Raw genomic sequence first — 23,433 nt, forward strand, 5'->3', positions numbered from 1 at the left:
CAACGAGGTCCCCTCGACCGTCCCGATTGGCACCCCTGCATCATTGCTTCGCACACGAGCACGGAACATTTCGTGTTCTCGTTGTTTGTCGGACTCGATATTCCACGTTCGACCAGGCAGTCGAGAGTGAGCGACGTCGTACACGTCCGTACACCCGTGCCGCGTGGCCCGGTGTCCTCATCCCGCCTGCTCGCGGTGGGTGCGGCCGTCATCGGCACGCAGGAACGCGCCGATGCTCTCGAGCGTCCCCGACGCGACCACTTCCACACCGTCGTCCAGCCACCAGTCGTTCGCGTCGAACTCGTTGCGGCACAGCGTGAGTCCGTGACGCTCGGCGATCTCCTGTATCCAATGACGTTGTGTCTCTACCGATCCCATTCCGAACCCCTGGGCGTAGGAGGATCTCCGGCGCGCTCCAGTAGTGCGTCCGTGCGGGCGGGGTTGCAAGTCGTCGCCGACGAGCGTGCCGAGGAGCAGCGACACAATTCCCTGCCTGTCGCCGACGCCGAGGGTTCGTCTGCGGCCAGAGCCACTAGCACCCTGGCTTGCGAAATGGGACGGCGGCACCGGGTCACTCCTTTCAGGTCGGCTCGAGGCTGCCTGGGACGATTGGCGTAACAGTGGTCGAGCGAGCACCGCGGCCTGCGCTGTCGAAGCGAAAGAGCGAACTGCCCGGTCCCAGGTACAAGAGTTGACGCTAGAAACACCGGTGCCCGGATCTCTACGGCTTTGCGCATGTTTGCACGGAAATGACGGAATCATTGTGTGAGTGCGCATTTCAGGGCCACTATCGGAAGGGCATGACGCAACCCGTACAAAACATGAAGGCCCTTATCATGCGTCTACTCGGCGGCCCCAGCGGCGTCAACGGATCACCACGACTATGGACAACCGACACTGGCGATTACCTGGTGCAGGGTTACCCGGTACCAGGAAGCCCCGGACATGTGCGGATACCTCAGGATCTGCTCGAATTCATGGAACCCGGCACGGTGTTCGACACCGACCTGACCGATATCGGGGACGGCTGGCACACACTGGCCGGGTCCGCTGTCACCACCCAGCAGGCCCATGCGATGGAGATTCCCGACCATGAGATCGCTGTCGCGGTCCCGGTACGAAAGGCGGTGTGATGACATGCTGTTCATCCCGGCCGGACCGGAATTCGATCAGCTGTTCCACGACGCCCACACGCGTGCGTTCCATCTGGAGACCCAGGACTCGTACGGGCAGGTCGCCGAAGAAGTGGCGATGATGGAACGATTCCTGGCCGGGGAACCGTACGAGTATCCGCCGAACTGGGATCAGTGGTTCCAGATGATCAAGTCCACAACCGCGCGCGGTGTAGCGGTGCAGCGGGTTCGGGTCGTGACCGAGCCTCACGGCGATTACACGCGGTTCGCGTTGGATTACACGAGCCGGTTCAATCAGCCTTCCGGGGAAGACATTCGGTGGTTGCCACGCCAGTCCGTCGACGCGGCGGAGCTGACCCCCGATGACTGGTGGTTGTTCGACAACGACATCGCCCTGTTCACGATGTTCACCAGCACCGGTGATTTCGCCGGGGGCGGCCACACCACGGACGCCGATATCGTGGCCCGCTGCGTGCGGGTGCGGGACCGGTTGTGGGAGCGCGCGATCCCGCACGACCGGTACGTGGCGGCTACGTGAGCGGTGTCCAACAGGCACGTGAGAACCTCGGCATCCGTCTGCGTGAACTGCGCAGGGATGCCGGGCTCACCGGCATCGCGCTGGCGCAGCGCACTGGGTGGAACAACTCGAAGGTGTCGCGGATCGAACACGGCCGACAGACACCGTCGGAAGCCGATGTGCGGGCGTGGTGTTCGGCGACCGGGGCAACTCTGCATGTACCGGATCTCATTGCCTCGGTCCGCAATATCGAAGCCGCGTGGGCGGAGTGGCGGCGGATCGTCGGCCACGGCCACGCTGGACGACAGCGCAAGGCGCTCGCCGACGAGGCCGGTACCGGGCTGGTGCGCGCATTCGAGCCGTTGATCGTTCCAGGGCTGTTGCAAACCCCCTCCTACGCGCGCCACATCCTGACAACCTGCATTGGATTCGTCGGCGGCACCAACGATCTCGAGTCCGCGGTGACCGCTCGAATGGAACGGCAACGGGTGCTCCGCGAAGGGGTTCACCGCTTCAATTATGTTCTCGCCGAACAGGTCCTCTACACCGGAGTCGGCTCCGATGCGGTGATGGTGGAGCAGCTCGACCGCCTGCTGGAACTATCCAAGCTTCCACGCATGTCCTTGGCCATCGTTCCTCGTCGGGCCGCATTCGTTTACACCACAACAAATTTCACGATTTATGATCGCCGGATGGTGGAGGTGGAGACGATCACCGCCGAGCTGACCATCACACAGCCGCGCGAGATTGCCAGCTACGAATCGGCGTTCGGTGCGTTGGCCGCCCAGGCGGTGGTGGGCGATGCGGCCCGCGCGTTGATCCGCGCAGAGCTGGAGCAGCGGATCCATTCAACCTAGCCAGGTGGGCCGCCTGCCATGAGTACGGACATGTGGCCCATGAACACGGCGGACGCGGGCGGAAAGGGCCACGCTCAGGAGGCCGTCCAATAGTCCATCGCGCCCTGCAGCACGGTCCGGAACAGTGCGAAGTCGACCGGTTTGTAGATGTAGCTGTCGGCTCCGGCGGCATAGCAGCGGTCGATGTCCTCGGCGGTGGTGGAGGAGGTGAACACCACCACGGTGAGGCCGGTCAGGTCGGCATCGGCCCGAATCTGTTGCAGCACACTCAATCCGCTGATGCCGGGCATGTTGAGGTCGAGGAATACCAGCCTCGGGCGCGGCTGAGTCTGGTCGCGCAGGCGGGTCAGTGCGGATCCGCCGTCGGTGACGAATTCCAGGCGCAGGTGGGGATGTGAGGCGTGCAGGGCGCGTTCGATGGCCTCGCGATCCTCGTCGCTGTCCTCCACGAGCAGCACGGGGTGCTCGATCAGCTGATCAGTTCGGTCCATGCCGAGGCTCCGTTCTTCGCCGCGCCCGGTCCGGCCGGGGTGATGTCCAGGCGTGTCCACGCGGCGTCGCCGCAGACCCGCAGATGTACCGTGTCGATGCCCTCGGCCAGCCATTCCCGCACGCGATCCTCGAATTCCCTTGGTAGGAAATGATTCTCCGTACCGAGCCGCAGCGCGGAGACCGCCTCGACCGCGAGGGCGAGCGCGTCCGAGGTCGCGACACGAGCATCGAAGGCGACCCGGCCGAGATAGCGCAGGATGACCACGGCCGCATCGTCGTGGACACGGAATCGGCCGACCCCGTCGGTCAGTGCCCTTGCCAGGTCGGCGGGTGGCAGTTCACGCAGGCCGGTCAGCGTCGCGGCGAGTTCGGGTTCGAAGAACCGCCGGGCGTCGTCGCGCGCCTCGGACAGGCCATCGGTGTAGAGCAGGATGCTGTCTCCGGGCCGCAACCGGACCGTGGTGGGTTTGAGGGACAGCTCGGGCAGATACCCGACGAGCTTGCCCGAGCAGTCGGCCTCCTCGACCGTCCCGTCGCGCCGCAGCACCAGCGGCCGGGGATGGCCCGCGGCGAAAAGCTCTGCCCGGCACTCGTTTCCGCCGTCCGAATCGACGCTCAGGCTCGCTACCGCCATGGTGAGGAAGCGGCTGATCTTCTCGTGCACCATCTTCGCGTTGAGCGCGTGCAATGCCTGTTCGACGCTGTGGCCTTCGGTGAGCAGAGTCTCCACGGTATGGCGAGCCAGTCCCGTCAGGGCCGCCGCGGCGGCGCCACGACCGCACACGTCGCCGATCAGGGCGTGCAGGCGGGCATCCGGTGCGACGACCGCGCCGTAGAAGTCACCGCCGACCTCCAAGGTGCCCTCGGCAACCTGATAGGACGACGCGATATCGAGTCCGTCGACCACGGGCAGGGTGGCGGGAAGCAGATGCTGTTGCAGCAGCAGCATGTCGCGACGCTGCCGATCGTGCAGCGCGGCATTGTCCACAGCCAGCGCCGCGCGCCCGGCGAGGTTGTGCAGGAACTCCGCCGCCACGGTCCGCGATGAGCCGTGCCGGTGGAACACGCTCAACAGGCCCACCTCGCGGCCGTGCGCGCGCAGCACCATCGTGGCCATGGTGTCCAGGTTGGCGTCCTCGGGAAGAGCGGCGGGCCGCGGCAGCGCCGAGTCCTGTGCACCGGCCTGCTGCCCGTGCTCGGAAACGCTCCCCGCCCAACGGCCTTCACGCAGATACGCCGCCAGCCGCGATTCCCGGCGGGCATCGACGTGCGCCACCGCGACCGGCTCCATGCGGCCGTTGCGTTCGATGTGCACCGCCGCGCCATCGGCGATGGCGGGCACCACCATGCGCACGATGGCACGCAGCGTGTCATCGATATCGAGCGAGGAACTCATCCGCAATGACGCCTCGGCCAGGATCGCATCCTGCACCTGACGCGTGACCCGCATCTCGCGCTCGGCCCGCCCGCTGTCGGCGGCCGCGGCGATATCGCGCACCTGCCGTACCGCGCTGACGATGCCGGAGCCGATGGGTGCGGCGGTGATCACCCCGATCACCGCGCGGGTGCCGTCTGCCCGGCCGTAGGAGGCGAGTACGGCGTAATCGGCTGTGCCCGTGGCGAATCGGTCGCCGTCGTGCCCGGCCATGAGCTCGCGCAGCCGGTCCGGGGGCAGTTCGAGCAGTTCGATCTCCGCGGCCGCGTCGAGCAGTCGCGCGGCCGATTCCGCTGCGAGCCTGTGCGTTCCGTCACCGTCCGCCCACAGCTGCGCCATGGCTTGCGGGCCGCCGATACTGAAGGCTGTTGCCACCTCCGGCCGATCCCGCAAACCGCTCAGCATCTCCGCGGTGGGGTCCGCGGACTCGGCCACGGTCGACCACCATTCATGCAGTTGGGCCGACCACGATAGCTGTTGCATACGACCTCGCGCTCCCTTCCGGGAGTCGGGGACGCCCGCCCCTACTGTAGGGTCCGCGACGAGATCGTGATCGTGCGGCTTGCGACCCGGGCCGCCTGCGCCGGGAGGTATGCCTGTGAATCGACCACCCGAGGACAGTGCTCCCGGCGACAACACCACCTGGCTGCCCGAGGAACGGGTGCGGCTGGCCGAGGCGGCGGCTGGGCCGAGTTTCGATCTGTCGATTTGCCTGAACGAGCCGATCCACCAACTCGGCGGCATCCAGTCCTATGGCGCGCTGCTCGCCCTCGACGACACCGGTGTCGTCACCGTCGCCAGCGCCAATTGCGCAGCGGTGCTGGGTGTTTCGCCCGAGGAGCTGGTGGGCTCGCCGATCGTGGCGGTGATCGGCGCGGACGGCATGGCCGCGGTGGAGTCGACGCTGGCCGCTCCCACCGGTGACCGCGGCGTGACGCTGCTCAGCGTTGAGGGCACCGAATTCGACGTCACCGTCTACCGCTCCGATGACTATCGGGTGCTGGAATTCGAACCCGCGTCCACGGGCCGCCCGTTCACCTTCTCGCGCTTCTATCCGAGCCTGCGTGCCACCTTGACCCGGCTGCAGAGCGGGCACGGCGTGCTCGATGTGTGCGCAACCGCGGTCGCCGAGATCCGAGCGCTGACCGGATACGACCGGGTCGTGGCCTACCGCTTCGAAGGACGCGACGGCCCCGGCGAGGTGATCGCGGAATCGGTGTCCGATCAGCTCGACCCGTGGCTCGGGCTGTGGTTTCCCGCCACCGACATCCCCCCGCAGGCGCGCACACTCTATGAGCGCAACTGGATTCGGGTCATCGGCGACGTCGACGACGCGACCGCGGCGCTGATACCGCCGCTGCTGGCGCACACCGGGCGGCCCTTGGATCTGTCGGATTCCACGCTGCGCACTGTGTCGGGCTTCCATCTCGAGTATCTGCGCAATATCGACGTGGCCTCCTCGATGTCGGTGTCGCTGTTGCGCGAGGGCCAGCTGTGGGGGCTCATCGCATGCCACGGACTCACTCCGCGGCGACTCTCGCCCGAGATCCGCGCGGCCTGTGAGCTTTTCGGGGTCATGCTGTCGCTGCAACTGGCAGCGTTGCAGGACGCGGAATCCGCGCAGGCCCGCCAGCGCGCCCGCCAGGCCCTGTCCCGCTTGGTCACCGCGCTCGACGCCGATATCACCGCCTCGGTGACCGGCAACGGGCAGCTGCTGGGTGAGCTGGTCGACGCCGACGCGGTAGCCCTGTACATCGACGGGGAGACGACGCTGGTGACGGGTTCGCACGAGCTGGTCACGGACGAGGAGCTGGCCGTGCTGCGCCGCCATCTGCCCTCACTGGACGCTGGAAGAGTATGGAGCAGCGACTTTCTCGGCGAGCTGGCTCCGGAACTGGAGGCGCTGGCACCGGCGGTCTGCGGCGCGCTCGCACTCGGGGTGAGCGGCTCGGAGGACCTGATCGTCTGGCTGCGCAGCGAACGGCACACCGCGCGCACCTGGGCGACAGATCCGGCGGCTCCCGTCCGCCTGGGCCCGCACGGTGAACGACTCACCCCGCGTGGCTCTTCCGCGGTGTACCGCGCGATCGTGCGCGGGCACAGTCTGCCGTGGACCACCGCCGATGTGGCCGTGGCCGAAGAATTCGGACATGCGGTCACCGAGGTGATGGCGCGCCAGAGCGCCCGCCTGGCCGCGCTCAACACCGAGCTGAGCCGAGTCAACAATGATCTGCACACCTTCGCTCATGTCGCGGCGCACGAACTCAAGGAACCCCTGCGCGGGATCGCGAACTCGGCGACGTTCATCACCGAGGACGTCGCCGACACCCTGGACCCGGTCACCGTGCGACGGCTCGACACCATCCGCGGACTCGCCAAACGGATGGATGAGCTGATCAACTCGCTGCTGCATTTCGCCCAGCTCGGCCGCGCCGAGCTGCATCGCGAAGAAATCGATCTGCGCCAGGCGACCGATCGGGCCCTGGAAATCGCCGGGGCCCGGCTCGACGAGCAACGTGTCACGCTGACCCTGCCCGAGCCGGGCATCATCCTGAGTGCCGACCCGGACCGCCTGCAGGAAGTATTGATCAACCTGCTGGTCAACGCCGCCAAGTACGCGCGCGAGGAGGAGCCGCGCGAGGTCGCCGTGGGCGCGGTCACACAGAGTTCAGGCGTGCACGCCTTTTTCGTCGCCGACAACGGCATCGGGATTCCCGGCACCGATCTGCAGGACGCGCTGCGCCTGTTTCGGCGGCTGCATCCGCGCGGCACGCACGGCGGCGGGCACGGAGCGGGCCTGGCAATCGTGGACCGCATCGTCAACCGCCACGGCGGCCGGCTCTGGTTGGACTCCACACCGGGGGTGGGCACCACGGTGTGGTTCACCCTCACCGCAGCGCCTGACCAGGGACTTTCGCACCAGGACCGCCCTTAGACGCGGACAGGCCGGAGCCGCACGGGCCATCCGGATATGCTGTCGGGCACGGCGATTGAGCAAACAGTCGGCCGCATTGTCTCCGGCACTCGGTTTAACAGCCGGAGACCCGGGCACCCCAGCAATCATGTGGCGGCCGCATGATTCATGCGGCCCAGTGGGTTCTGGCCCGCGAAATTGTGCAGAGAGGTGTGTTTTTGTGCGATTGACGGATCAACAGCGTGGGTTCGATGTGGACGTGGTGTCGATCGGCTCCGCCGTGGTGGTGGTCGCCACCGGTGAAGTGGACATCGCCACCGCGCCGCAGCTGCACGAGGCTCTCGAGCACGCCCGCGCGCAGTACGCCGGAGATCTCGTGATCGATCTCTCCCGAGTCGAATTCTTCGACTCCACCGGAGTGAACGTGCTGCTCACAGCGGCCAAGACCGCCGACACCCCGCTCCGACTCGTACCCTCCTACCCGGTACGACGCCCCCTCGAAGCCACCGGACTGACAACGGTTTTCGAGTTGTACGACTCCCTGGACGACGCCATCGCCGCCGGGCAGGGCTGAGCATTCGATTCCAGGTAGGCATTTCCACCGACCATGAGGACATGATGGACGACTCTGATCACGGCGCGCGAAGGTTCGATATCGAATTCCGTGCCGTCAACGAGGAACTGCAACGAGTACGCCACGCACTGCGAAACTGGCTGCGCGACATCATCACCGACGAGCGCCGCGCCTACGACGTGCTGCTCGCCGTCAGCGAAGCCTGCACCAACTCCGTCGAGCACGGCCATCGTGGTGACGGCCGCAACCTGCGGCTGCACGCCGTCGCCGACCACGAACAGGTCCGCATCACCGTCATCGACGGTGGCACCTGGCGGGTGCACCAGTCCCCGCCCACGACCGTGCGCGGCCTCGGTCTGCACCTGATGCGCGCACTGGTCCCCGAGGTAGAGGTCCGCACCGACGACAACGGCACCGTGGTGGAATTCGCCGCACCGATCCCTGCCTGAATCCGGTGGCTGGCAGCCACATTCGGGTACATCGCCCACGTGCCACTGCTGAAACGAAGCAGGGCACGCCCGCGTCGGCGCCCGGTCCCGGGATCGGCGGCGGGGAGCCTCAGCCCACCGGTTCACGCTCGCGCAGCCGGTGACGGCCTACCGTCGGCGCGACGAGCACGGGAAGCTCGCACGTCGGCGCGCCGAGGACATCGCGCAGGTAGAGGCAGAATGTGTCAATCGTGCCGTAGCGGGCCAAGATCTGACCCACCAGCGCCCGTACCCCGGCATCGAGCACCGGTTCGTTCATCACCGACCTCCTGAGACTGCCCCGCCCGCGATCGCGTCCGGGGAAAGTGAGAAGAACAGATCGAGCACGTGATGCCCAGCCGACGCGTGCGCAAACCTCGAGCATCTCGGTTCGCCGTAGTGATATCTCAACCAGACCACCACATTGATTGCCAATAGTTTGCTTAATAGGCTCGGTGGACGTAGAAATTGATGCTGCGATGGGCGTGGCAATGGTTCACCGTCGATCGAACTCAGGCGCATGGGCTGGATATCGATCTGGTTACCCCACTGCGAGCAACTGGCAATCGACGGTATTCTCCGTGAATTCCAGTTTGTAAAGCCACTTTTCGGGGTCCGACTCACCACTGAGACAGGGGCGTGCCGATGGATGTTTCAACTCGAGCAAGGACACGCGGGGAGTACGCCGCACGAAATGCGACCGATGAAAGGTCGCGTTCCGCTACACACCGCGCAATAACCGCTGGATTGCTAGCTCTCGTTCCTGTGGGGTTTGCGTTCGGCCCGGTGGCCGCGATGGTCATGATCGGCGGACACGCGGGAATGTCGAGTTTGGACGCGGCGCTGGTCGCCGGCGCGGTGACGGTTTCACTCGTGCTGGGCGTGATGTCGGCCGGACTCTTCGCTTCGGCACGTCACCGGAGTCGGGGCAGGAGGGTCTGACAGGAGCGCGGCCGCTGGGTGACAGCGCTGTCAGCCCGGCGGGTACGCGCCCCCGCGCGTTTCCCGTGACTGAGCACTCCCCCGCGGTTCGGTGCCCACAATCGAGAGCGGTGCTCTTGACATTGCTCGCCCAAACGGAGAGCATTGCTCTTGTTACGGAACATCGATCACGCGGAGCTAGTCATGACCCTGTTTTACACCGGACCGTCCACCGCCGACCTGCACGAGAACTACGCCAAGCAGGGCCTGTTGGACGACAACGCCCCGGTGCGCTCGTCGTCTACCGTCGTGATCGATGCCCCGGTCAGCATCGTGTGGCAACTGCTCACCGATATGCGGAACTGGCCCGAGTGGCGTTCCGACGCCCGCGTGCTCGAGCTCGGCGAGCTGCGGGTGGACGCACCCTTCCGCTGGAAATTGCATGGCAGCACCATCAAGGCCGTCTTCGCCACCGTTGTCCCCGAACGCGAACTGGCTTGGACCGGAGTCTCCATGGGCTGCATGAAAGCAGTCGACCGCATGCGGCTCAGCTCACTGGACGAGCACCGCACCGAGGTCACCATGGAAGAGTCTCTCGCCGGTCCGCTGCTCACTCTCTTCTTCAGCTCCGAGAAGCTGCGCGCCGGGCACGACGCCATGCTGCAGATGCTCAAGACCGCCGCCGAATCCCGGGTGCGCGTCTAGTCCCGCCTCGAACAACTCGCGCACCTCGTCGGGAACGATGACGAACGTCCAGGCGCTTACCCAGGCCCGGGTGGCGGGAACATCTCGTCCAGCTCATAGGGCCTCGATGGTGTCGCGGTGCCGTGCGAGGCTGACGGCCGAATGCCCCGAGGCGCTCCGGGAAATGTCACCGTGCTGCTACTCAGCTTGTGGGCTGATAGATGACGCCGGACAGGGTCACGTCCGGCCTACCGTTTGATGGTGGCAACTATGTCCGCGCGGCGGCCTCCCGACAGCTTCGTCATCCGTTAGCCTTTCCCGCTGAGCGCGCCACAGCTGCCAGGACCCGTTTCGGGTTCCCCGAACGCGTATCGCACTTTGTCAGTCGCTCGAGAGACTTCGAATGGTTCCGTAGTCGCAAAGCCGCCCGCAAAGCCGCCATTGAGAGACGACAAGGTGAACAAGTGAAGGTCCGTCCGATACGTTTCCTCGCCGTTCTGGCCACCACAGCCGCGCTCGCTGTGCCCTCGTCTGCGGTAGCCGTCGCCGACCCCGTCGACCCCGCGCCGGGCACCGTCGTCAGCACCGGACCGCTGCCCTCGGTTGCCGAGGTGCCAGGTGCGGCCAAGAGCGAGCGGATTACCTATTGGACCCGCACCAATAACGACACACCCGCCCAGTCGACAGGCGCGATCTTCCTTCCGACGGGTAACCCCCCGGCGGGTGGCTGGCCGGTGGTGTCCTGGGAACACGGCACCGTCGGCTTGGCCGATCACTGCCAGCCCTCGGCCGCCGGGCGAATACAGCGCGACACCGACTATCTGGCGCATTGGCTCGGTCAGGGATACGCAATCGTGGCCACCGATTACCTGAGCGTCGACGGGGTGCAGCCCTACCTCGACGGGCGCGCCGAGGCCCACTCCGGTATCGACATGGTCCGCGCGGCCCGCAGTATCGAGCCATCGCTGTCCTCGACATGGGTCGCGATCGGGCAATCCCAGGGCGGTGGCGCGGCGGTGTGGACGGCGTCGATGGCGACCCGCTATGCCCCCGAACTGGACTACCGGGGCGCGGTGGCGACCGGGCCGGCCAGCCACGTCGTGGAGGAGATGACCCTAGCCACCAGCCCCGTCGCACCCACCATCGCCAACCCACACACCAACGTCTACCCAGCCTTCGTCCTCGCCGCGCTGCATTCCGCGCGTCCGGACTTCGACCCCGATTACTACCTCACGCCCCTGGGTATGGACGTCGTGCGCGCCGCGAGCACGGTGTGCCTGGAGAACCTGGTCGAAGTGCACCCGGGCGCCACCATCAAGGACCTGTTCGCTCGCCCGCTCAGCGACGGCAACTTCGGCGAAATCGGCCACCAGGTCTTCGATGTGCCGGTCACCGGCTACGACCGGCCACTGTTCATCGGCCAAGGGCTGGCCGACACCGACGTGATAGCTCCGGGCACCATCGCGCTGATCGCCGAACTCGAAGCCCACGGTTTCCACCCCGAGGCGCACTTCTATCCCGGCAAGGACCACAGCGCTACCGTGAACGGCTCGCTGCCCGACAGCACACCCTTCGTCGCCCGCCTGTTCTCCTGAAGCACGTACTTGCGTGACAGCTCGTCCTCCTCCCGGACTCTCGATAGACCGGCCAGTTCGGTCAGCGTGCCATGCGGCAAATAGCGCTCGCAGCAAGTGAGTAGTTTCGCGGTGGGTGGATTCGTTCAGGGTCGGCAGGATCCAGGGTATGACCCAGAATTCCACTGCCGCGCAACAGATGTCTGGTCCACCTGTGCGGCGTTGGTGCGATGTGGCGGCGGGCTGGGCGCTGTTTCCGGTGGTGTGCGCGCTCGCGCTTTTCGCCGGCTACCTCACTGTCTTCTTCACCGTGGAAGACGACGACTGTGTGTACAAGGCGCAGATCTGCCACCCGCGCTATGTCGACTGGGCGGTGGGAGTCTCGTGGGGCGGTATCCTGTGCGCCGTCGTCGGTTCGCTGGTGATGCTGATCGTCTCGACGCTGAGTGGTCGCCGGGTGTGGATATGGCCGGTGCTGGCAATAGCGCTGATCATGTTCAGCCTATGCACCGGGCTCGCGTTCCTGGCACAGGTGGTGGAAAAGTAGCTTCCCGCACTCGCTCTCGCGCTCAGCGAAAGCGGCAAGGGAACAGTGGCGATGCGCGACCTGCGGCACAATGTCGAACGGCAGCACCGTCGTCTCGTATTCCGTGGTGTCGGCGCGGATTTCGGGTAGTCCGACCATGCAGAGGCCAGCGTTAGGGAGATTCCGTCATGGACCAGAGATGGTTCGGTCACTACCGTCTCGAACGGCTTCTCGGCAGTGGCGGCATGGGGCAGGTCTGGCTTGCGCACAACACCGCGACCGATCGTGCTGTCGCACTGAAGGTCCTGCCCGCGGAGCTGGCAACGGACCAGCTCTACCGACAGCGATTTGACCGGGAAGCCCGTATCGCGGCACAGCTGCGGGGACCGCATTTGGTCACGATCCACACCTTCGGTGAGATCGACGGCCGACTGTTCATCGATATGGAGTACATCGACGGCATCGATGTCGCCACACTGCTGCGCGACAACGGGCCGATGAGCCCGGACGCGGCAGTGGACATCGTCGCGCAGATGGCCGCCGCGCTCGATGTAGTACATCGGGCCGGACTGATCCACCGCGATATCAAACCGGCCAATACCGTGGTCCACCCCACCGGTTTCGTCTACCTGATCGACTTCGGCACCGCGCACCACACCGGGCAGAGCGCGGTCACAGCTACCGGCCAGGTCATCGGCACGCTGCCATACATGGCACCGGAACGGTTCAGTGGCACCGCGGACTCGCGCTCGGACATCTACTCGCTGGCCTGCGTGCTCTACGAATGCCTCACGGGGATGCGGCCTTTCGGAGACTCCGAGCCCGCGCGTCTGATACATGATCATCTCAGCACGCAGCCGCCGCGCGCGGCAGTAGTGAATCCTCAAGTCCCTGCAGCGTTGGACGAAGTCATTACGCGTGGAATGGCCAAAGACCCGAACCAGCGTTATTCCAGTGCGGGCGCCTTCGCGCACGCCGCACGCGTGGCGATCGCAACACCCGCATCCAGCACCTCCGAATTCATCGCGACGAAGCCGCTCACGGTCGGAACGCCGCACCCCTCGCTGTCCGTCACCAAGACCGAGGTACACAATCGTCGACTCGCGCCCGCGGCCCTGGTGGCCGTCCTCGCCGCGACAATCGCTGTGGCGTTCGGGATTTCACAGCTGCTCGGTGCGGAGACAAGGAACGGCAGCACCTCTGCCGAAGCAGTGCCGTCACTGACCTCGCGGCCGCCAGCCGCGACCAGCACGACCGCATCCGTTCCTGTCGCCGGACAACGCTGCGATCCCGACACCGACCAACCTTCCACCGCGGTGGACGGCACGCTCCTGGAGTGCATTGTCGCCAAAGGCCCCGGCGCACAATGGGTTCCATCAGACCACCGAGACAAGCCCGAGCATACGAAGACAGACAAACCGAATAAGAAGGACAAGTAGCACGTTTCTCAGCGGCGATCGAGCCCCTCTCCTGTGACCGACAACCCGGGTTCAGATACCCCGACTTCCCTTGCGGCAGTGGGCTTTCTGGTTGCTCGGAACTGATCGATCAACCCGCAGAATGAATCGCCCCGGGGTGTCGGGAGACTTCGGCCTCTGTAAAGGATGGAGTCGTGTCGAGTTCGAAGAAGTACCCGCAGGAGTTGCGTGAGCGGGCCGTGCGGATGTTCGCCAAGATCAAGGGTGAGCATGAGTCGGAGTGGGCGGCGATGAAAGCTTGCCGATCAGCCTCAATCCCACTGTCCCGCAACACTGAACAACCTCTCGCCTGCGACCGGCACAATCTCGGGTGGTGATGGCTCTGCGCTTCAGGATGCGGGGCATGATCAATCGCCAGGCAGCACCATCATTCACGCTGCGGCTCTGTCACCACCGCCGTACGATCCTTTGCTGGACGCAGTGATGTGGCGGGAGGGTTCGATGGCAGGCCACGATGAAATCGAGCAGGCGTTGGCACGCCATCCAGAGATTCGCGCGAGTGCGGTGCTGAGTGTCCCCGCCGGTCGAGGCCGAGACAGCGTGATCGCCTACGTCGAGACCGATAGCCTCAGCAGCGAGCAGATCCAGGGGTTCCTGAGCGACTCGGGACTTTCGAAGAGGGTTCTGCCTCAGGTCGTGGTCATGATGACCGCGCTGCCGCGCACCTTGCGCGGCAAAGTAGACCGTGAGGCACTTCCGCTACCGCCGATCCATTACGCCGTACCCGCCGGCAAGGCAGGGCTTTCTCCCACGGATGGGCGCGTGGTCGGTGGCGTCATCTGCACTGCGATCTTCGCCGTGTTCGCGCTTGCGTTCACCGGAACTCTGTGGCCCGGTTCGACGGACCTGGCCTTAGTGCCCACGCCGTGGTCGTGGTGGTTCCGGGGACTCTATGCCGCCGAGGTGATCTCATTCGGGGCCGGCGTCGCATTCGTGCTCTTGGCCTGGCCTGCGATGGCCAGGCTCGGACGCCCACTCGGCCGGACCCTGCTCGCCTTCGTGGCGATCGCCTGGCTCCTGCTGGCGTGGTGGCCGCAGGACAATTTCTACCGGCTGACCGCCAAGAACGACTGGCCGCGGCAGGCAGCACTGGTATACGGCTTCAACGTAACCTTGATGCTCGCAGCGCTGGCGGTCGTCGCCTTCGTCGTCAGTGCACCACGCCGTCACTGAACCCGTTCGGATTCTGGGGAATCCGGGCGGATACGACCCGCCAAAGGTCGCCGTTACGTCGATCGACGTCGGCCTCGGCGGCACCGATCGCCTCCAGGGAACGGCTGGCGAGCGCGATCCCGAGATAGGGCGCGGGATCGAAGGCTGCCGTCGGAATCGTGACCAGCAAGGTGACGCCCAGAGCCCGGCACGATTCGACGAGTCCGCCGACATGCGCGCGCAGCGCCGGGTCCGGCAGTCGGGCACCGATCCGAAGGCAGTCCAACGTCCGGACGAAGTGCCGTCCACCGTGCAGCCTGTCCAAGGTGTTTCGTATATGGAACGTCACGGCCGGTCCGGTCAACCGCAGATTGATTTCCATCGGTGCCAGCGCACCTGCTGCCGTGACGACGAAGTCGACGTCGAACCACCCCCTGTACCCCCACCCTGACAGCACCCGGCCCACCATCATCGCGAACCGCGAAGCCGTCCGGTCGAGATCCGGGGGCACGACGCCAGGACCGACAGTGGCTCCCATGTAGGCCGTCCCCGCCACATCCATTTCCGCCACGCCGACCGGATACACCCACCCCTGCGCGTCGATGACCGCGTCGAAAGTGACGTCACGGCCAGTCGAAACCCCGTCGATGTACTCCTCGACCAAAACCCCTGTCCTGGACCACTCCCGGAGCAGCCGGTACAACCCGGGCGTCTCGCGCGAGACGATCATCGTGCCGGATCCACCGGCTCCGTACTCGCGTTTGAGGACCACCCGCCCGCCCTCGGCCAATTCCTTGTGCAGTGCCCGCGCCGAGCGTAGCGATCGCTGTGCGGGCACGACGATCCCGCGACATTGTCCGGCGAGCTCATGAAAGAGAGCGTTCGCATGCCGCTTCGACTCGAAATGGTGGACCGCCCTGAGTAACTCGCAGTGCTGCGGCACCCAGGACGAGGTCCACCCCCAGGGCCGCACGCCCGGGCCGATACCGCGCTCAGCAGGTGTGCCCACCGCCAGCTCGTCCCAACCGAGCGTCTCGGCGACGTGTTCTCTCCACCAGTCGGCGACCGGCAATGGCAGTAGCACCTTGGCCGGTTCCGGTCCGCAAAATGCGGCCAGGCACGAGTAGTGGTCGGGCTCGGCCCGGACACCGGTGAACTGCCCATGGAACTCCGCCACGTTGCCCACCATCACCGGGCGTGTCCCGCCGTTCCATGCTCTGACCCAAGATGGTTCCGGAGAGATCGGGTAAACCTGGAAGCCAACGAGATCAGCCGCATCGGCGACCTGGGACCGCTCGGCGCCCATTGCCCGATAAAACGGCACAGCGTGCCGATCCGCGGCGACATTCACAACAGTGAACCCGAGTATTCCGGCTCGGGTGAGCATGTGTTCGTAGAGCACCCGCCCAACACCACAGCGCAGCAGTTCGGGCTCGACGAAAAGCAGGCCGAACTCGCCCTCGGGAGGCTCGCCCTCCAGCGTGGCCACACCTACCGCGCGACCTTCGTACTCGGCAACCACTACACGCCGGACCAAGACCTCCTCGGGTCGAATACGCAATTGCTCACGCACTTGTGCGAGGAAGTCGTCACCGTAACCCCATACCGCCTTGGACCGCACCGTCAATTCACTGAGCAGCCCGGCCTCGTTCGGGCGCGCCGCCCGCACCACGAGCCCGCTGATCATCTCATCCATGCCGTGTCGACCATAGCTCTGTGGCGGGGCTGGTAGAGCACCTTCCGGAACCTTCACCATGATTCGACAAGCAAGCAGACCCTCTTCCGAACGGCGTCTTGCTCTGCGCCCCAGCTTGTTTCGAACTCGAACCGCAGGCCATGGTGGGACGCGATCTCGAGACCGAGTTGGTTCGCCAGTCTGGCCAACGTTCTGAATTCGCATGAGCGTGCGTTTCACGGCCTCGGATCGCTACGGCCAGTTGACTTTCCACCGCATCGGGCTGGCCGGTTCGGTCGGCGCGGGATGTGCGGATGTCTGTGATGCTGGTGTCTTGGACCGAGCGAATGACTGCTCGAAGACTAGAGTTGGAGTGATGAAAGACCGGCCTGTCCTCGTCGTGGCCCTGGTTGGGGGCTTCGTCGGCGTGCTGCTGTCGAGTCCGTTCGCCGTGTACTTCGGGTTCGGCAATCCTGTGCTCGTTACTTTCCTTGTCGGCGTGGGAATCTTGCTGGCTGGAGGCATGATGTTCGGCGGCTTCTGCGCTGCATTGGTGTGGGCTGTCAGGGCTGATCGGCGTAACGGTGGTTACCGCTGTCGCGGTGAGAGCCGGGCATAGCTTTTCGACACTACGGTCTGGCGACGGTGCTGCCAGCAGCCTCAACTCGCACGAAATTCAGTGCGCCGGTGATGCTGAGAGGTTCGCGGCCCGCGATCTTCAGCTCGGGTGCGCAACCAGATCACCAGAGCTGCCGGTGAAGCACGCGGGCCAGAGTTCGTGGGCTCATCGCGAGGGGCAGGATGAGCGGGGTCGGGTCGAAGTTCGCGTGCCGTCGGCGCACTCTGTCACCGTCGAGGGTGATGCGGTCGACGGAGATCCATTCCACGGGCCGACGACCGATCGTGCCGTACAAGCGCAGTTCGATGAACAGCACATCGCCGCGGTATGCCCAGCTGATCACCTCACCACGCAGGTCCGGGATGATCGCGAAGGTGCGTTTCAACCAGCGATCAATCTTCTTGTGGCCGATGACGTTTCGACTGAACGGTTGAATCAGTTCCGCGTCGGTGTGGACCAGAGCGATGAGGCGTTCGAAGGTCGGGTCCGCCCACGCGTCCGCGAAGCGCTTCACGAACGTCTCGACAGACACGAGCGTGTCGTTCGACATAATCTGTTGCTCCCCTGGGAAATTGCCGAACCTTCGGTCGGTCCGCACTGGTCCGTATCGTTGCCGACATGGCCTCCGCCGCGCTGTCAGAAACGTGCCATCCAGCTCCGCCGCTCGTGGTGTGGTTGCGGCTGGGGCATGCGGTGAGCGTGGGAGCGTCGCTGGAACTGGACACTCATTCCAGCGCGCTGGCGTGTCTTGGCGTCGGGGTGGACGAGCCGTTCATCGTTCGGCCGGACGGGTATCCGGATATCACCGCGCGCAGCTTCCTTTTTCGAGCCCGCGAGCGGCACAAGCTGGTTCGGAGCGCGGGCCGCTTGCTGTTCTGTTACTTCGATCCGACCTCGGCGCGAATGACCCGCAGCCTCGGGGGCATGCGGCGCACCGTGTTCGGGTTCGGAATCGATCACCACAGAGAAGCCGAACTCATCGAGCTGTGCAATCGTCCCAGCATGGACGTCGACCGCGTGCTGGAGCTGGCAAGTGTTCCTGGGGTCAGGATCCACGACCAGAGAATCGTATTGGCGGCCAACATCATTCGGGCCGATCCAGCACGCCGATTCCGGGCGGCGGAACTGGCCGCCGAGGTGGGTTTGTCACAGGCCTACTTCCTGCGGCTGTTCGCCGAGCAAACCGGGACCAGCTTGCGCCGCTACGTGCAATGGGCGCGCATGCTGCGCGCCGCTCACGGTTATCTATCGGGCCACGACGCCACCCGGTGCGCGGTAGACGCAGGGTTCTCGACACCGTCGCACTACACCGATGTCTTCCACCGCATGTTCGGATTCACTCCCACCCACTTGGCACGCGTGGGCGCACGGCTTCATATCGACGACCACAATGACTGATCTTCCACCACGCCGGAACCGGTTCGGTGGCAGCAGCATTCGCGATTACGACGACCATCCTGCCGTAAGAACCCATCGCTCGACAGTCCCTGTGCGGTCATTATCGGTTCCCGATGATGTTGCGCGAGTGGGTATCCCAGCCGGTGCTGCCCGAGTGGTCGGCGGTCCCGTCGCCGAGGTATCGGTAGTAGCGCAGATGACCGTCGAGTTCGACCCGATGATGTGCCCGGCCCTTCACATCATGGCGCGCGGGTGGGCCTGAAGTACCAGGGGCCACTCGACTTTCCCCGCATACGCTCACGACACCTCCTCCGGCATATCCGTTTGCGATGCTTGTCCCATGGCTGAAAGCGACCGTCGGATGCATCCGGCCATCGCCGTCGTGCTCTCGGGCACGCCGCAGGACGATGGGAGAGCCCGGGTGATGGGCTCTGTCATTCGGGAGGAGGACGGCGCGGTGGCCGTGGTCGTTCACACCGACCAGTGGCGCTACGTCGTCGTCATTGAGCGCGAGGGTGACCAATGGCTCGAACCAGGTGTGATCATCGGCGAAGTTCTTCCAAATCCCGACCGGCTGGTCACCAACTCTCCAATGATGCCGTTGGCGCAGCAGTCGGGTTGTATCCAGTCCAGCCTCGACGGAAAGTTCGTGTGGTACGCGGTCGTCGGGACGGCGGCATTGGATGCGGTCTCGGTGCGCGTATTGACCACGCTCGAATCCCGCTATCCGGAAATCGGTGACGGCGGTCTGGTATTGGCGTTGGTCCGTGCGCAGAGAGGTGAACGACCGCTCGTGACCGTCACGACCGGAGACGGGCGCGAAGAAAGTGACTACCGCGAGGAGTAGGCCCACGAGCTGCCACTGGCTGAGTACAACGACGGCAACCTAGGTCGTCGGGATGCCGTGTCGGTGAAATCGGAAGTACCAGTGCGTCATTCATGTCGGTACATTCGTGGGCAGGGTACCAATGGGGAGGGACTATGGTCGGCGAGGCTGTTACCACGCTGTACGACTATCAACTGGCGATGCTTCACCCGATGAACGAGAGCGCTCCGGCCCAGGCCGCGCAGCTACTCGACCGCATCGGCGCTACTCCGGTTGAAACCGCGATCGCCGAGAAGCGGTGGTTCTACGGACAGGCCGTCAACAACTTCCGGTCGATCGATGAGTACGTAACAGCTTGGGGCGCACCGGTATACGAGCGGATCGACCACCCTGGCGATCGCGAGGTGCGGTATGCGGCATGGGATCTCACGTTCTGGCCGGGATTACAGCTCGAATTCATGGAGGTCAATCGCGGGTACAACATATTCCGGCGATTGCTGCGCAGATCCGACCTGCCGCCCCCGCGGATCGAGTCCATCGCTGATCTGACGCCCTGGTCGTGCACATCCGAGGAACTGCAAAACTCGAGCCTGGGCCCGATCGATTACGTCGACGGCTTCGGTGCGGTCGGAGACGTGGCGGTCTTCACCGCCGCTGACCCCGACACCGGAGATCAGTGCCCGTACTTCGTCTACATCGATTGGGCCCTGATTCAATCGGTCGAACCGGCACCGCGCTGGTACACCGACAAGCATCACCGCGCGTGATGACCTACGACCGCCCGCCTCGGATCGCCACGGCGACAGATGTGGATGGTGACCGATTGCCTGGCATGCTCGGTGAGACCGATTGCCTGGCATGCTCGGTGAGTATGACGACCCCAGGCCACTCGGTGCCGCCCGACGATGGCGATGAACAGCAATTCATCGAGTTTGCCCACACCTACAACGGATACGTCACCTTTGGCAACGGGCCAGCAGACCTTGCCGCAGCGGTGCGGACAGTACGGGTGGCCTGGGATGAGACCGGCAAGTTGCCGAACGATCCGGACCTGCTGCGGGGATGCCTTTTCCTCGAGGTCAGAAGTCATCGCCATCGTGGTGACGAGGAACCGTTCAACGAGCTTGCATTCGTTCGCGCGTTAGTCGGCCGAATCCGGGAAGTCTCGGGTGGAAGCGTGGATTAGAGCTCGGCCGACCACGCTGTACTCGGCATAAATCTGTGTTCGGATGACGCGCCGAACTATCAGGACCCTATGCGGCGCCGCGCCGCGCGATACGCGATCGCAAGCAGCGATGCCACCGCGGCCAGCGCCAGGCCGAGATATGCGGGCCAGCGGGGACTGTCGCTGACCGCCCTGTCACCACGGACCCGGACGGCAATATTCTGACCGGATCGATGGTCTCCCGTGACTCCGTCGAGAATTCCGGCCCCGCTGCGGCCGTCACCGAATATCCATGTGCCAGCGCAGATATAACCGTAGCGGGGACGGTCCGGGTTACGGAGCCAGCAGTCACGCACCCGAGCGGTAACGGGCTCTCCGCGGTAGTAGGTCACGATGCTCGGAGCGGAAATGAGGCCGATTCCAGCGAACCCGACCAGAACCACGATGACCGCCGTCATCAGTCCCCGCGGCCAATTTTCGCATCCGCCCCACCGCGTCATCAGTCACCGCACACCCCGCGGGACCCAAGCTCCCGCGTCATCGTTGGAGCGCTTTGCCGGACAATGCATACGGCCGGCGAATCACATTGATCGCGTACACGAACATCGCCGCAGCGACCACGAACGGGAACCAGGCGAGCGCAAATTGCCTGAGCGAGACAAGCACCACGCCACACCCCACAGCGACCAGGCCGAAGACGACCAGCACACCTGCACCCACGACCGCCAGCACCCACACCATCCGCTGCCGCCTCGCAGTCACCACGCGCAGTCCGGCGCTTTGCTCCCCCTCCGAGTTCATTGAACCGATGTTAGCGAGCGGACCAAGGCAATAGGGTCAGCACCGGTCTTGTTGCCGCACAACGTCACTGTCGCACCCGGGATTGTGACCAGTTCGGTGCAGTCCTTGCCATCTTGCGCCAAGGCTGAGGCACCGCATCGCGATATTCGGTGACTCAACACACCACAATCGACAGTTCAGTGCGTCCGGCCAGTCCCGGATCGCCACGGCCAATTGACCTTGCATCGCACCGCACCGGCCGGTTCGGTCAGCGCGCCATGCGGCAGTTGAGGACGTTCCATCAGCCGCAGTTCGACTCGGCCGGTCGGCCCGCGCCGTGAGTCGGGCTCAGCCGGGGTGAAAACGGTTCCGCCTGTCAACCCACCATGCGAACCGGTCGCGATAGCCCCAGTCGAACACGGCCAGGGATTCTCGTCCTGGCTGTGGCAGCTCACCGTCGGTGTCGTAGATGTTGAGCTCGAAATCCTGCAACGGACCGGAGGGACCGACGAGAGTCATCGACTGACAGATGGTGTCGTACAGCCCTTCCCAAACGCGCGCAATGCCGTCGGTGATCTGGGTGTTCCTCAACGTACCTAGCGCGCACTGCGCGGCGAACAGTGGTGCCACCTCATCGAACTCGGGCTCGGCGGCAAATGTTCCGACGAGTGCCCGCTCGTCCTCACCGGTCACGGTGATTCGCGCGAGAACCGTTTCCTGCCGCCGCAGCTCCCATACGGCACCAACTTGTCGATCCACGGTTCGAGTGTAGGTACGTTTCGATCAACCGGAATGCGGTGTGGGCTCAGGCGGTCATCGCAAGACGTGTCCCACGGGGTTTCACTCGTTGTCGGGGAGGTCATGGTTGCGCGTCGCGTTAAAGCTGTTCGCCAGCGGGAAGGTAGATCGGCTCCGGGCGGATTCCGGTCACATAATCGCGGAAGGCTCGCAGGTACTCGCCTAGTTCCCGCTCGTCGGCGAACCTGATTCCGGTCGGGTCGAACCATTCCTGCGGGGTCGGGCGTCGCACGATCATGTAGTCCAGGGCTTCGCGCACCAGCACCCCGTAGGTCGGATCCCTGACGCACATATCACGCACCTGCGGGGCGTAATACCGCATTCTGCCGTCGCGGTGAACGTCCATCAGCGGCCACCACAGGGCATCGAAATGCGGGATTTCGTCCCACCACATGGAGCGCAGGGGCTCTTCGGTCCGCGTTCGGCGGCGTGATTGCGGAACTGATGTCGGGTAGTCGCCGGATACGCCTCTGCTGTCGATGGCGCGGATCGGTCCGGTTCCGAGGTTCACCGGCGGATACCACACGCCGCGCCACACCGGGACTCCGAGATGGCGAGGATTCAGCGGCAGCGGCGAGGCCAGTGAGATGTCGACCGTGATTCGACGCACGGGTGGCAAAGGTCCGTCGGTCACCAGATCTGCCACCATCGACAAACAGTCCCGCACGTCGAATCCTGTCACACCGATAGCTCGTCCGAACCATGGGGCAGGGCAGTCCCGCACGTCGAATTCGATCCAGAACCGTCGCACCGTCGACATATGCGCGCGCTCCTCCATGCCATCTAGTTCGTGGGCGTCAACTGCGGGTCCACAATGTTCCAGCGCGATCCTGGGGTGACACCCAATCCTTACCGAAGAACCACACGAGCCCGTCGCTTGCCGCGGCGAGCTCCAGCGCGACGATCTCTCCCAACACCGCCCCCATGGACATGGAATCCGCAGCCGCCATCTCGATATTGATCACGTGCCGCACCGCCGCCAGATGGTCACGAATCAGGACCGGTCCAGGTCCATCAGCCGCACCCAGCACTTGGCTGACGGCCTCCGAAACCTCTTCGGCGGCAGCAGGACTGAAAGAAATTTGGAGTGGTCGCCCGGATTCGGTCCAATACACATCGACTGCTGTCCCGGCGTGAACCCGAAGGTTGGCCAACACCGATTCCGCGGCAGCCTCGGCCAGTTCATCGTCGTCGTAGAGAGTTTCGGCCCAGGTCCACAAGTCCGCGGTTTCGATCCACCGACGGATCTCATCGCCATCGAGCAGGATCGGCTCTCGGCAGTACACACTGATCCACTCGGCCACCAGCACACCCTAGATCGCCATGAAATCGGCTGCATACGGTGAACGCTCATCGGCACGAGCGCGCAATCTCCGTCGGCGGAAGGCGCTGTGCCCATATATGTTCCGGCAACCCGTGTCGGCCGCTTCGGTCAGCGCCGACCTGCG

The 23,433-nt window shown here is 64.9% G+C and carries 26 protein-coding genes; 16 read left to right on the forward strand and 10 right to left on the reverse strand.

Annotation, left to right across the window (positions count from 1 at the left end; all coding sequences use genetic code 11):
• Positions 1 to 177 precede the first annotated feature (177 nt).
• A complete protein-coding gene (locus ACFC4D_RS22080) occupies positions 178 to 378 on the reverse strand; it encodes an acylphosphatase (protein ID WP_376065989.1) in 201 nt (66 codons plus the stop codon).
• 569 nt (positions 379 to 947) lie between these two features.
• Between ACFC4D_RS22080 and ACFC4D_RS22085 the strand changes: the two genes are divergently transcribed.
• Genes ACFC4D_RS22085 through ACFC4D_RS22095 form a run of 3 tightly spaced genes read left to right on the forward strand, consistent with a single transcriptional unit; the run spans position 948 to position 2,507 of the window.
• On the forward strand, positions 948 to 1,133 hold the full coding sequence (locus ACFC4D_RS22085; RefSeq protein ID WP_376065992.1) for a hypothetical protein: 186 nt from the start codon (positions 948 to 950) through the stop codon (positions 1,131 to 1,133).
• A 4-nt stretch (positions 1,134 to 1,137) separates the two neighbouring features.
• Positions 1,138 to 1,671 (forward strand): DUF6879 family protein, encoded by a 534-nt coding sequence (locus ACFC4D_RS22090; protein WP_376065995.1) that lies wholly within the window; start codon positions 1,138 to 1,140, stop codon positions 1,669 to 1,671.
• Complete coding sequence (locus ACFC4D_RS22095) at positions 1,668 to 2,507, forward strand: helix-turn-helix domain-containing protein (RefSeq protein WP_376065998.1); 840 nt, start codon at positions 1,668 to 1,670, stop codon at positions 2,505 to 2,507. Before ACFC4D_RS22090 ends, ACFC4D_RS22095 begins: the two co-directional genes overlap by 4 nt.
• A gap of 74 nt (positions 2,508 to 2,581) precedes the next feature.
• On the opposite strand, the gene ACFC4D_RS22100 is transcribed toward ACFC4D_RS22095, so the two are convergent.
• Together ACFC4D_RS22100 and ACFC4D_RS22105 are read right to left on the reverse strand one after the other, a co-directional pair.
• Complete coding sequence (locus tag ACFC4D_RS22100) at positions 2,582 to 2,998, reverse strand: response regulator (protein ID WP_376066001.1); 417 nt, start codon at positions 2,996 to 2,998, stop codon at positions 2,582 to 2,584.
• A complete protein-coding gene (locus ACFC4D_RS22105; protein WP_376066004.1) occupies positions 2,977 to 4,869 on the reverse strand; it encodes a PP2C family protein-serine/threonine phosphatase in 1,893 nt (630 codons plus the stop codon). Before ACFC4D_RS22105 ends, ACFC4D_RS22100 begins: the two co-directional genes overlap by 22 nt.
• A gap of 163 nt (positions 4,870 to 5,032) precedes the next feature.
• Here ACFC4D_RS22105 and ACFC4D_RS22110 point away from each other — a divergent pair, with 163 nt between their 5' ends.
• From ACFC4D_RS22110 to ACFC4D_RS22120, 3 genes are all read left to right on the forward strand, one after another.
• Complete coding sequence (locus ACFC4D_RS22110; protein WP_376066007.1) at positions 5,033 to 7,369, forward strand: ATP-binding protein; 2,337 nt, start codon at positions 5,033 to 5,035, stop codon at positions 7,367 to 7,369.
• Positions 7,370 to 7,568: 199 nt separating this feature from the next.
• On the forward strand, positions 7,569 to 7,922 hold the full coding sequence (locus ACFC4D_RS22115; protein ID WP_376066010.1) for an STAS domain-containing protein: 354 nt from the start codon (positions 7,569 to 7,571) through the stop codon (positions 7,920 to 7,922).
• 41 nt (positions 7,923 to 7,963) lie between these two features.
• Positions 7,964 to 8,371 carry an ATP-binding protein gene (locus ACFC4D_RS22120; RefSeq protein WP_375956379.1) on the forward strand — a complete coding sequence of 136 codons (408 nt, stop codon included), beginning with the start codon at positions 7,964 to 7,966 and terminating at the stop codon, positions 8,369 to 8,371.
• 109 nt (positions 8,372 to 8,480) lie between these two features.
• Here ACFC4D_RS22120 and ACFC4D_RS22125 read toward each other — a convergent pair whose 3' ends face one another.
• The gene (locus ACFC4D_RS22125; RefSeq protein ID WP_364645426.1) at positions 8,481 to 8,669 is read right to left on the reverse strand and encodes a hypothetical protein; all 189 of its coding nucleotides are present in this window, start codon (positions 8,667 to 8,669) and stop codon (positions 8,481 to 8,483) included.
• Between the two features lie 845 nt (positions 8,670 to 9,514).
• Between ACFC4D_RS22125 and ACFC4D_RS22130 the strand changes: the two genes are divergently transcribed.
• The 5 genes from ACFC4D_RS22130 (at position 9,515) to ACFC4D_RS22150 (ending at position 14,745) form a co-directional block, all read left to right on the forward strand.
• Complete coding sequence (locus ACFC4D_RS22130; RefSeq protein ID WP_376066013.1) at positions 9,515 to 10,015, forward strand: SRPBCC domain-containing protein; 501 nt, start codon at positions 9,515 to 9,517, stop codon at positions 10,013 to 10,015.
• Between the two features lie 443 nt (positions 10,016 to 10,458).
• Positions 10,459 to 11,589, forward strand: coding sequence for a lipase family protein (locus ACFC4D_RS22135; RefSeq protein WP_376066016.1), 1,131 nt, complete (start codon positions 10,459 to 10,461; stop codon positions 11,587 to 11,589).
• A gap of 148 nt (positions 11,590 to 11,737) precedes the next feature.
• Positions 11,738 to 12,115, forward strand: coding sequence for a hypothetical protein (locus ACFC4D_RS22140; protein WP_376066018.1), 378 nt, complete (start codon positions 11,738 to 11,740; stop codon positions 12,113 to 12,115).
• 167 nt (positions 12,116 to 12,282) lie between these two features.
• Complete coding sequence (locus ACFC4D_RS22145; protein ID WP_376066020.1) at positions 12,283 to 13,533, forward strand: serine/threonine-protein kinase; 1,251 nt, start codon at positions 12,283 to 12,285, stop codon at positions 13,531 to 13,533.
• A 480-nt stretch (positions 13,534 to 14,013) separates the two neighbouring features.
• On the forward strand, positions 14,014 to 14,745 hold the full coding sequence (locus tag ACFC4D_RS22150) for a hypothetical protein (protein ID WP_376066023.1): 732 nt from the start codon (positions 14,014 to 14,016) through the stop codon (positions 14,743 to 14,745).
• On the opposite strand, the gene ACFC4D_RS22155 is transcribed toward ACFC4D_RS22150, so the two are convergent.
• Complete coding sequence (locus ACFC4D_RS22155) at positions 14,723 to 16,480, reverse strand: GNAT family N-acetyltransferase (RefSeq protein ID WP_376066025.1); 1,758 nt, start codon at positions 16,478 to 16,480, stop codon at positions 14,723 to 14,725. The two genes, ACFC4D_RS22150 and ACFC4D_RS22155, sit on opposite strands and share 23 nt — an antisense overlap.
• 142 nt (positions 16,481 to 16,622) lie before the next feature.
• Between ACFC4D_RS22155 and ACFC4D_RS22160 the strand changes: the two genes are divergently transcribed.
• Complete coding sequence (locus ACFC4D_RS22160) at positions 16,623 to 17,018, forward strand: hypothetical protein (protein WP_376066027.1); 396 nt, start codon at positions 16,623 to 16,625, stop codon at positions 17,016 to 17,018.
• 121 nt (positions 17,019 to 17,139) lie between these two features.
• On the opposite strand, the gene ACFC4D_RS22165 is transcribed toward ACFC4D_RS22160, so the two are convergent.
• Positions 17,140 to 17,568: a nuclear transport factor 2 family protein gene (locus tag ACFC4D_RS22165; protein WP_376066028.1), complete on the reverse strand. Its 429-nt coding sequence runs from the start codon at positions 17,566 to 17,568 to the stop codon at positions 17,140 to 17,142.
• A gap of 68 nt (positions 17,569 to 17,636) precedes the next feature.
• Here ACFC4D_RS22165 and ACFC4D_RS22170 point away from each other — a divergent pair, with 68 nt between their 5' ends.
• The 4 genes from ACFC4D_RS22170 to ACFC4D_RS22185 all read left to right on the forward strand — a co-directional run bounded on the left by ACFC4D_RS22170 (position 17,637) and on the right by ACFC4D_RS22185 (position 20,428).
• Positions 17,637 to 18,416, forward strand: coding sequence for a helix-turn-helix domain-containing protein (locus tag ACFC4D_RS22170; RefSeq protein WP_376066030.1), 780 nt, complete (start codon positions 17,637 to 17,639; stop codon positions 18,414 to 18,416).
• 340 nt (positions 18,417 to 18,756) lie between these two features.
• Positions 18,757 to 19,263: a hypothetical protein gene (locus tag ACFC4D_RS22175; RefSeq protein ID WP_376066032.1), complete on the forward strand. Its 507-nt coding sequence runs from the start codon at positions 18,757 to 18,759 to the stop codon at positions 19,261 to 19,263.
• A 191-nt stretch (positions 19,264 to 19,454) separates the two neighbouring features.
• On the forward strand, positions 19,455 to 20,009 hold the full coding sequence (locus tag ACFC4D_RS22180) for a hypothetical protein (protein WP_376066034.1): 555 nt from the start codon (positions 19,455 to 19,457) through the stop codon (positions 20,007 to 20,009).
• Positions 20,006 to 20,428 (forward strand): hypothetical protein, encoded by a 423-nt coding sequence (locus ACFC4D_RS22185; RefSeq protein ID WP_376066035.1) that lies wholly within the window; start codon positions 20,006 to 20,008, stop codon positions 20,426 to 20,428. The genes ACFC4D_RS22180 and ACFC4D_RS22185 overlap by 4 nt, the downstream gene beginning before the upstream one ends.
• Positions 20,429 to 20,944: 516 nt before the next feature.
• Here ACFC4D_RS22185 and ACFC4D_RS22190 read toward each other — a convergent pair.
• The 4 genes from ACFC4D_RS22190 to ACFC4D_RS22205 all read right to left on the reverse strand — a co-directional run bounded on the left by ACFC4D_RS22190 (position 20,945) and on the right by ACFC4D_RS22205 (position 23,289).
• Complete coding sequence (locus ACFC4D_RS22190) at positions 20,945 to 21,208, reverse strand: hypothetical protein (RefSeq protein ID WP_376066038.1); 264 nt, start codon at positions 21,206 to 21,208, stop codon at positions 20,945 to 20,947.
• A gap of 327 nt (positions 21,209 to 21,535) precedes the next feature.
• Positions 21,536 to 21,946, reverse strand: coding sequence for a hypothetical protein (locus ACFC4D_RS22195; protein WP_376066040.1), 411 nt, complete (start codon positions 21,944 to 21,946; stop codon positions 21,536 to 21,538).
• A gap of 118 nt (positions 21,947 to 22,064) precedes the next feature.
• Entirely contained in the window at positions 22,065 to 22,634 is a 570-nt protein-coding gene (locus ACFC4D_RS22200; RefSeq protein ID WP_376066043.1) for a hypothetical protein, read from the reverse strand.
• A gap of 148 nt (positions 22,635 to 22,782) precedes the next feature.
• On the reverse strand, positions 22,783 to 23,289 hold the full coding sequence (locus ACFC4D_RS22205) for a hypothetical protein (RefSeq protein WP_376066046.1): 507 nt from the start codon (positions 23,287 to 23,289) through the stop codon (positions 22,783 to 22,785).
• Between the last annotated feature and the right edge of the window lie 144 nt (positions 23,290 to 23,433).

This window comes from Nocardia sp. NPDC056000 (assembly GCF_042269265.1).
In the GTDB taxonomy this organism is placed as follows: Bacteria; Actinomycetota; Actinomycetes; order Mycobacteriales; family Mycobacteriaceae; genus Nocardia.

Coding starts and splice junctions, on each gene's coding strand:
- ACFC4D_RS22080 (WP_376065989.1), bottom strand. CDS start 378: ATGGGATCGGTAGAGACACAACGTCATTGGATACAGGAGATCGCCGAG.
- ACFC4D_RS22090 (WP_376065995.1), top strand. CDS start 1,138: ATGCTGTTCATCCCGGCCGGACCGGAATTCGATCAGCTGTTCCACGAC.
- ACFC4D_RS22100 (WP_376066001.1), bottom strand. CDS start 2,998: ATGGACCGAACTGATCAGCTGATCGAGCACCCCGTGCTGCTCGTGGAG.
- ACFC4D_RS22120 (WP_375956379.1), top strand. CDS start 7,964: ATGATGGACGACTCTGATCACGGCGCGCGAAGGTTCGATATCGAATTC.
- ACFC4D_RS22125 (WP_364645426.1), bottom strand. CDS start 8,669: ATGAACGAACCGGTGCTCGATGCCGGGGTACGGGCGCTGGTGGGTCAG.
- ACFC4D_RS22130 (WP_376066013.1), top strand. CDS start 9,515: ATGACCCTGTTTTACACCGGACCGTCCACCGCCGACCTGCACGAGAAC.
- ACFC4D_RS22140 (WP_376066018.1), top strand. CDS start 11,738: ATGACCCAGAATTCCACTGCCGCGCAACAGATGTCTGGTCCACCTGTG.
- ACFC4D_RS22145 (WP_376066020.1), top strand. CDS start 12,283: ATGGACCAGAGATGGTTCGGTCACTACCGTCTCGAACGGCTTCTCGGC.
- ACFC4D_RS22150 (WP_376066023.1), top strand. CDS start 14,014: ATGGCAGGCCACGATGAAATCGAGCAGGCGTTGGCACGCCATCCAGAG.
- ACFC4D_RS22155 (WP_376066025.1), bottom strand. CDS start 16,480: ATGGTGAAGGTTCCGGAAGGTGCTCTACCAGCCCCGCCACAGAGCTAT.
- ACFC4D_RS22160 (WP_376066027.1), top strand. CDS start 16,623: ATGAGCGTGCGTTTCACGGCCTCGGATCGCTACGGCCAGTTGACTTTC.
- ACFC4D_RS22165 (WP_376066028.1), bottom strand. CDS start 17,568: ATGTCGAACGACACGCTCGTGTCTGTCGAGACGTTCGTGAAGCGCTTC.
- ACFC4D_RS22170 (WP_376066030.1), top strand. CDS start 17,637: ATGGCCTCCGCCGCGCTGTCAGAAACGTGCCATCCAGCTCCGCCGCTC.
- ACFC4D_RS22175 (WP_376066032.1), top strand. CDS start 18,757: ATGGCTGAAAGCGACCGTCGGATGCATCCGGCCATCGCCGTCGTGCTC.
- ACFC4D_RS22180 (WP_376066034.1), top strand. CDS start 19,455: ATGAACGAGAGCGCTCCGGCCCAGGCCGCGCAGCTACTCGACCGCATC.
- ACFC4D_RS22190 (WP_376066038.1), bottom strand. CDS start 21,208: ATGAACTCGGAGGGGGAGCAAAGCGCCGGACTGCGCGTGGTGACTGCG.
- ACFC4D_RS22200 (WP_376066043.1), bottom strand. CDS start 22,634: ATGGTGGCAGATCTGGTGACCGACGGACCTTTGCCACCCGTGCGTCGA.